The sequence below is a fragment of the Desulfobacter vibrioformis DSM 8776 genome (genome assembly GCF_000745975.1).
In the GTDB taxonomy this organism is placed as follows: Bacteria; Desulfobacterota; Desulfobacteria; order Desulfobacterales; family Desulfobacteraceae; genus Desulfobacter; species Desulfobacter vibrioformis.
This window is the reverse complement of record NZ_JQKJ01000031.1, coordinates 32,873-40,403: the sequence shown is the minus strand read 5'-3', so window position 1 is coordinate 40,403 and position 7,531 is coordinate 32,873. Positions and strand designations below refer to the sequence as shown.

General features: G+C 51.6%; 10 protein-coding genes. 6 read left to right on the top strand and 4 right to left on the bottom strand.

The features are described 5' to 3' along the window. From tnpA to Q366_RS16310, 4 genes are all read right to left on the bottom strand, one after another. On the bottom strand, nucleotides 1-232 hold a 232-nt coding region (gene tnpA, locus Q366_RS16320), incomplete at its 3' end, for an IS66 family insertion sequence element accessory protein TnpA (protein ID WP_035240876.1). A 19-nt stretch (nucleotides 233-251) separates the two neighbouring features. Next, entirely contained in the window at nucleotides 252-503 is a 252-nt protein-coding gene (locus Q366_RS22425; RefSeq protein WP_084691870.1) for a HAMP domain-containing protein, read from the bottom strand. Next, on the bottom strand, nucleotides 398-1,114 hold the full coding sequence (locus Q366_RS16315) for a sensor histidine kinase (protein WP_156968200.1): 717 nt from the start codon (nucleotides 1,112-1,114) through the stop codon (nucleotides 398-400). Before Q366_RS16315 ends, Q366_RS22425 begins: the two co-directional genes overlap by 106 nt. 79 nt (nucleotides 1,115-1,193) lie before the next feature. Further along, a complete protein-coding gene (locus Q366_RS16310) occupies nucleotides 1,194-1,619 on the bottom strand; it encodes a hypothetical protein (protein WP_035240873.1) in 426 nt (141 codons plus the stop codon). A gap of 271 nt (nucleotides 1,620-1,890) precedes the next feature. Here Q366_RS16310 and Q366_RS16305 point away from each other — a divergent pair, with 271 nt between their 5' ends. From Q366_RS16305 to Q366_RS16280, 6 genes are all read left to right on the top strand, one after another. After that, on the top strand, nucleotides 1,891-2,244 hold the full coding sequence (locus Q366_RS16305) for a hypothetical protein (protein WP_035240870.1): 354 nt from the start codon (nucleotides 1,891-1,893) through the stop codon (nucleotides 2,242-2,244). A 2-nt stretch (nucleotides 2,245-2,246) separates the two neighbouring features. Further along, complete coding sequence (locus Q366_RS16300) at nucleotides 2,247-3,116, top strand: type VI secretion system baseplate subunit TssG (RefSeq protein WP_035240868.1); 870 nt, start codon at nucleotides 2,247-2,249, stop codon at nucleotides 3,114-3,116. Nucleotides 3,117-3,386: 270 nt separating this feature from the next. Beyond that, entirely contained in the window at nucleotides 3,387-4,256 is an 870-nt protein-coding gene (locus Q366_RS16295; protein WP_035240866.1) for a hypothetical protein, read from the top strand. A 51-nt stretch (nucleotides 4,257-4,307) separates the two neighbouring features. Further along, the gene (locus Q366_RS16290; protein ID WP_035240863.1) at nucleotides 4,308-5,342 is read left to right on the top strand and encodes a type VI secretion system protein IglI family protein; all 1,035 of its coding nucleotides are present in this window, start codon (nucleotides 4,308-4,310) and stop codon (nucleotides 5,340-5,342) included. Between the two features lie 45 nt (nucleotides 5,343-5,387). Continuing rightward, nucleotides 5,388-5,882: a hypothetical protein gene (locus Q366_RS16285; RefSeq protein ID WP_035240860.1), complete on the top strand. Its 495-nt coding sequence runs from the start codon at nucleotides 5,388-5,390 to the stop codon at nucleotides 5,880-5,882. A 16-nt stretch (nucleotides 5,883-5,898) separates the two neighbouring features. Then, the gene (locus Q366_RS16280) at nucleotides 5,899-7,509 is read left to right on the top strand and encodes a hypothetical protein (protein ID WP_035240859.1); all 1,611 of its coding nucleotides are present in this window, start codon (nucleotides 5,899-5,901) and stop codon (nucleotides 7,507-7,509) included. Nucleotides 7,510-7,531 lie beyond the last annotated feature (22 nt).

Genomic DNA, 7,531 nt, shown 5'->3' with positions numbered 1-7,531 from the left:
ACGCACTTGGCTCAGAGATGTTTATTGGAAGAAGGGCAAAGTTCATTTTTTCTTCCTTTTTAAAGAGTTTCCTTTTCCAGTATCCGAAACGATGGCGGGTCAAATCGTTCTGTCTACAATACTCAGCTTGACTGAGACCAGAATTTTTCCAATTATTCAAATGTTCTTGGTAAAATTCGCAAAGAATTGCCGGGGACTCCTGGCCGTTAATTGGGGTGATATTTTTTTTCATACTGGAGCAAGCATCCTTTTTATCTATTCGTTAAAAGATGGCCCACTATTTCATGAAAAACACCTCTCTGGAAGATGGGGTTTATAGAGCGCTTACTCCTCAACTCATGGGAAATATCGGACAGCCATTGCTTTTGTTTTTGCTCGTAGTCAAAGAGCTGATCAATCATGATATTAAAATCCTGGGCCAGCATTCCCAGTTCATCTGTCCGGGAAATCTCCACTTTCTTATCAAACTGTCTTTTACCCAGCCTGTGCACCGCACGGGACATCTTCTTGATGGGGGCCAGAAGTCCTGCTGCCAAAAATAAGAGATCAGGACAGAAAGGATCAAAAACAGACCGCCGACCAGATAAAGCAGTTTCCGCTGCTGTGCCAGATAATAGGCGTCCAGCGGATTGGGCAACTTTCCAAGTTTTCGAATGCCCAGATAGCCTATGGTTTTGTCCTCCAGCATTACAGGCCTTGTGACTTGCCCTTCCATGGTAAGGGCGTGGCCCATAACAATACGTTGCTCCGTGTCAAAGAGACTGATTCTGGGGCCTGTCTCCAGAAGGTTGGGAAGCCTTCGGGGATATGAGTGCCGGGGCTCAAGGGGAAGGTCGTTTGGCAAGCGTTTATCATGCTTGATCAGGCCGTTCCGGATAAAGATGCGGATCCAGACCTCATGGTTGTCGCGGACAAACGCCCAGCTGCCATGGACCTGGTACTCCCGGGCAAGGTCCCGGGCGAGTCCGGAAAGCTTGTCAAGCTCGTTTTGGTCTACGTATTCCCCGAAATTGCGAAAGGTGAAAAACTGCATGGCACCGATCATCAGCCCGACCAGCATCAGGCCCGTCACCAGGAAGGATAAAAAAAACTTGGTCAGCAGCTTAAATCTCAAATCGTCCTGCACCTGCCCATCTAATAGAAAAGGACCGTGTTGCACCTTAGCTGCTCCTAATTTAATGGACCCGAAAATTTTATACAACCAGTAATTGACCTGTTCCGGAAGAATACGAAAAACAAACGCCAGGAATGTAAACATCACCAATACGGTCAAACTTATGTTCAAATTCACGCATCAATACCTTCGGATGTTGCCGTCTTATTGCCGGCGGGCCTGCCGGCATGGCGGCTTCAAATCCCTTATCCACCCGGATGGCGTTGGGATAGGCAGACGGATTTTTCTCCTGCGGGGCTTTTCCGAGTGTCGCCTTTCCACCGCGCACCAGGCAGACAAAATTCTGGCCGTGGCGGGCATTCCCCTGGGGGCCGCGTCCGATGCTGTCCTTTCCGGTTTTGGGGTCACTTCTCTGGGCACCGGCCCCGTGGACGTCCATGATCCTGCCGTGCATCATCCCCATGGCCCTGCCAAAGCAGATGCAATACCCCCCCAAAAAATTCATAGCCTCTCCTTTTTTTATTTTTACGATGCTTTCCATAATAGTTGCAAAATGTGGGGATACTGTGGAGATATTAGGGGGAAATCATTGAAAAACACCTGGCTGCAGCAGCGCATTTCCCGAAACAGACCTTGTTTCGCCGGGTTACACATGGTTAATGAAATAAAGCAAGGCATCAATGGATTGATTCAGGCGGATTGATTCAGGCGGATTGATTTAGGTTATAGGGTGGGGTATGGTATCCTAACAACTTTAAACATGGAAGAGACCAACGATGGACAACCGCCTGGAAACTTTATTTTCCCCGGAAAGACTTGAGAAAAGATGGGCTGGCCCGATTGACCAAAAGGACCAGCCCGCCACCCAGTGGCATGTCCGGATGGAAACCGCCTCCGTGCCGGACGCCTTGTCATCCCTTTCCGGAGAAATCCTGACCGCGGTAAAAGCAGGGCACCGGCAGCAGGTCCTTTCTGCCATGCTGGCAAAAATCCGGGTGGCTGCCCAAGCCGTTTTCCGGCCGGACCGGGACCCGCCGGTCCAGGATGACGAGGTGTTTGCCCTGGTGAATGAAATCCAGCAGCTGGAAGACATGGTTGAAGCCTATCTGAGCGCCCAGGGGGATCTATAGTTTTGGAGCGTGCGGACAAGACAATCGCCGTTGAAAACAGGATACGAAAAAATGTCGGCCGTTTCGACCTTGTTTCGCTCATCAGGCTGCTGCGCCACATCGGGTACGACAACCGGCAGATCCGGTTTAAAAGCTACAACAGCCAGCTGTCCCAAAAGAGCCTGATTCAATCCGTCAGGTTCAGAAAATGGCCGGAAAAAATTGCGGAACTGACCCTGAACATGGGGCTTCTCTCCCCCCAGGCCCCCCTGCCCAGCTATTTCCAAAAGATCATTGACAAGGGGATGATCGACGTCAACGCTTTTTATCAGTTCATCAACTTCTTTGACCACCCCCTGGCGGCAAGTTTTGTAACCAGTGTCATGCCCGAGGAGAATACCCGGTTGTTTCCCGATTGGGGCAGCACAAAACTGAGCTACATCAAAATGCTGGATCTAAAATCCGTCAACACCCTGCACTGGTTTTTATCCCTGTATTTCCCGGAACTGGAACTGCGTGTGGACAAGACCCGGAACCCCAGGCAGATCGAGACCAACCCCTTCATTCTCGGCCGTGCCGTAATCGGGGATACGGCGACCTTCGGGGACCGGACAACCATAGTGGCCCAGGGCGTGCGCATCACCCTGTTTGCCCAAGAGGAAAGAACCGGCAAAGACCTCCCGTGGCCCAGGGAGATCCGCGATCGTCTAGAGACCCATGTTTTCCCCGTTCTGGCTGCCGTAGGCATGGACGTTGAGGTTGTCCTTGTGATCAAGGACCAGCAGACCTGGGCCAGACTGGAACGTAACTCCTACCTTGGGTACGACAAGGTTCAGGGGGGAAGCAATCCTTTACGAAGGATCAAAATTTTCAACGGTCACCTTATTCACTGAGACAGAGGCACAAGCCATCGGGTTGCGGATAGAGTCCGATTCTGTTCCGCAATCATGCCGATCCACCTGAACCACCAAAAACGAACCTCAGCTGATCCAGAAAATTGCAACGGCCAAATATGTTTTTTTTATGGGGGGCAAGAAATCGGTACAAAGGGGGTTGATTGATGTGCTAAGACATAACGGAGTGGAGGGCAGGCCGGACCTGCAGACTAAAGCAAAACACTCCTTTTTCAATCCCGATTTTTATTTTATACAAGGAGAGACCCCATGCAAGTCAAATTTTTTAAAAAGAACAACATGACGTTAGAAGTTACCAACAACAATAATACTCTGAAGTTCGATACGTTCGGTACGGCCAAAGATGTGAAGGCCTACGAAAATGCCCTAGGATGGCTGACGTTGAAGTCGGCGCGTTTTAAGCAAATGATGGCGGATATCGGCAATTCCAGCACGGCAGGCACCGCCTATGTGGTTGCCAGCAATAACAATCCGTTTACCCAGGGAAAATTTTTTTCTCCCGATGAAACGAGCAACAACGGGTGGCCGGGTGAACTGGCAGGCAAACCGGTTGTGCTTGTATCCCTGATCGCGGGAACAGGGGTCATGCTAAAGTGCACCGACACCAAGAAATTTGTTGGCGACAACCTGGATCTTTTCGCGGGCGGACAACCCAATAATAAAGTTTCACCGGTGCCAAAAGGCTGGACCCTGCAGGGCAAAGGAAAACTCTGGGGCGTTGCAACACCCTTGATCGGCCTGGCCCATGAATTGGGGCATCTTTGGCAATATGCCCAGTACCCGAAGGTCTATAATCAGCTGATGAAAAAGGCCATAGCCTCCGGCGTGTCATTCGGCGATGATATGCTGCGCATTGAAATTAACAATATAATCAATAATGAAGCCCCGATATGCTGGCAGATGGGGGAGGCATCCCGTTTTCATTACGAGTTTGTCAAGGATTACCAAAACGACTTTCTTTATAAATTGCCGGACCCGTCGGGAACGAATCAATTGCCGATGCTGGATAAGGCCGTTATAAAAGGGGATTGGCCCAAGCAACCCGTTCGTACATATAATTCATGCCAGGGCAAGTTGGAAATGACCGGGGACAATGTTGTCCCTCTGACCATCAAATAACTTGCCGACAGGCCGAAAAATTCTAAGGATTCATAAAATTTAGGAGAACGTATGGATAAGCAGCTTTTGCTCACCAGGCTGACGGTCCAGGAAAATCCGGGACTTGCGCTCACCGATCCCAGGTTCAACGAACTGAGCACCCATATTCAGAACGCAGATTTCGCTGAGGTCACCCGCCTGGCCGAAACCATTCTCAAGGAGGAAATTTACGACGTCCGGGTGATCTGTTATTTCCTTTACGGCATCTTTATGGCGCATGGCGTTGCGGGCTTGCCAGACATATTCAAGTCGATTTCCATGATTTTCACCGATAACTGGGAGGCGGTGGGCCCCCGGCGGAACAAGGAGAAACAGATCGCCAACAGCCTGAACTGGCTGTTTAAACAGCTGAACCGGAAAATCGACTACGAGGAGAAAAAAGAGAGTCCGGAATGGATCAAGTGGCAGCAAATGCCGGACGCGGCGGACACGGCCCAGGAAGCCATCGACCTCTGTACCGGGCTCCAGAAGGTGTTGTCACAGCATCTGGAAGATCTGGCCTCCCACCTGGTGGACGGTATCTCCAGCCTGAAAACCTGGCTGGAGGCCTTTTTACGGCTGGTGTACAAACCCGAACCCGAAGAGGCGCCCGGGGAGGAGGCGGAATCCGGGCCCGAACCCGCGGCTCCGGTTGAAAAGCCCCCTGAAACCCAGACCCCAGCGCCTCCCCCGCCCCAGATGACGGTCCAGGGTAATTACCACTTAACACAACTGCACCGTAAAATAGCCGCATTCAAGTCCCTGGTTGAAAAGCGCAAATACGAACAGGCATCTCTGGTGGCCTTTGATATTGATCACATTATCGAGCACTTTGATCCCCGGCGCTACTTTCCGGAAATCTTTGCTGAATTTTCCCTTTTATACGCCATGAACATCAAGGAGATCCTGACGGCTAAAAATTATGTGGCATCATCGGAATGGAAAGCACTGCAATCCATTTATGAGGTGGATATTGACCGGTTCTCGGACATGGACCTGGATATTGATTTTTCCGATCTGCATCTCACATCCGGACCGGGCCGGAATGAAGGAGATGAAGATGAATAGGGACGTTGACCCAATGATGAGAACAAAAGATCAGCGGAGGTTGCCATGGAATGCAAAGGCTGCGGCAAGGCATTTGAAGAATCTGAATTGAAAACCGTAGGGCCCTGGCAGTTCTGCCCGCCCTGTTTTGAAAAACTCATGGCAGGACCGCCGCCGGCAGAACCCGGGGAGCAAGAAGAGATATCCCCTCCCCTGGTGATCACGGGGGAACAGGCCCGGTGTGCGGTGTGCGATATTGTCCTTGAAGAAGGCGCAGGAAAGGATATGGGTATTTTAACCGTATGCCCGGACTGCTATCAGGAGTTGATTACAAAACCCGAGCCTGTTAAGATTCAGGAACGTGATCCCGAAGATGCGCCTGAAACGTCTGAAGAACCTGACATTCCGTGGCAGGACCCCATGGAAACCGTCCCCTGCACCCAGTGCCGCAGGACCATTAAAAAGGTGGCGGCAAAAATTTATCAGGACAAGCCCTACTGCCCGGATTGTTTCTATCAGAACAATTACCAGAACCCGGACCCGGATGACCAAAGCGCTTAGATAAAGGAAATTGCCCATGTTTACCGATTCGCTCATGGCCACCTTGACCGTCACCATAGATTCCACCGAATATGAGATCCCGGCGGGCAGCCTCAGGACCATACAGCTGCATATGGGTACGGCAGGCTTTGAAGGCCAGGCCTCCTTCACCCTGACCTCCAGGGATGACAATGAATTTTTCACGGCCTTTGCCGATAGCACCTTGACCGATTTTTCCCTCTCGATCCAGGCCACCTGGAACCAGCCCGACGACACGCCGGATCCCCTGTACGTCGAGGGTATCGTCACCCAGAAATCGGTCCGGGAGTACACGGTGGAAATTATGAAAGACACCCCCGTCATCTGGTACGACTTTAAAATCCACTTCCGGGACGCTGTCCAGGTGCTGTGGCGCCAGCACTTTCCCGTGGCGGTGTATGCGTCATCCACCATGGGTGACGTGGTTACGGCCAACACGGTCGCAAACTTCACCGTGAGTGCGGACATGGAAGAATTTTCCACAAGCTACGACCAGATTTGCCTGGCCCTGGGGATGGCGGACAACCAGGCAAGTTTCTACGACTTTATTCTCTGGTACGTTTACTCAAGAAACGGTGTCGTCTACTATGATTATACCAATAAAAAGCTGGTGATTTCGGACAGCAAACAGACCGCCGATGACACCTCCACCCTGAATATCGACGATGTGGGCGCCTATCGCCTGGTTATCCCCGAGATTCCGCGCTACAATACCCGGCTTTACAATGTCAGTTCCGAATCCACGGGCACCACCTCCCTTACCCAGGATGAGGCGATCTCGGGTATTTATCAGGACCGTGTCATCCGAACGGACATCACAAGCGAGGTGACCGCAAAAAGCGGATACCTGGAGGCTGAGCTGAAAGTTCCGTCCAAAGAGGTCCATCTTGAGTTCAAGCGGATGCCCAGGACCACGTTCACCGTGGGGTCCCAGGTCGAGTTTGACGCCGATAAATGGTACCAGGGCTTAAGCTTCAATGACGATACCTTCAGGGTGTATGAGATTGATCTCACCGCAACGGCAGTCAACCAGGCCAGTGAAAGCGGGATTGGCGCCGAATATGCGCCCTTTCAAATCAATATGACGGCCAGGATGGAAAACAAGGACAACGAAGTCAGGATCTTTCCGGCGTTTATCCGGCCCCGGTATCCCCTGGCCGTGGAAGGCACCGTGGTCAGCGAAACCGGTGAAGATACGGATAAAACCTACCAGATTTACACGGATGACGATACATCCGTGGAGTACTACAAAGTCTATCTCCCGCTTTGGGAGTTAAACATCCAAACCCGTTACATCCCGGATTTTCTGCCCGGCCATTTTTACTTTCCCCTGTTCAGGGACACCCGGGTGCTGGTGGAACTGACCCTGAACGGGGCCAGGGTGGCAAGGGTTCTGGACTGGGGAGACTCCACCCGCCTGCCGGACGACTACCAGGGCAACCACATCCTGTTCGGAAAGAACGACGGGGACCAGACCTCCATGCAGCATTACTACGATGAGAGCAAGCCGGTTCTGTCCATCCAGCGGACTTACAGCACAGATACCCAGCTCATCCAGATGAGCGACGAATCCATTCTGCTCCAAACCCAGGATGACGAAGATGAATAGCAACTTCACCAAAGGAGATACG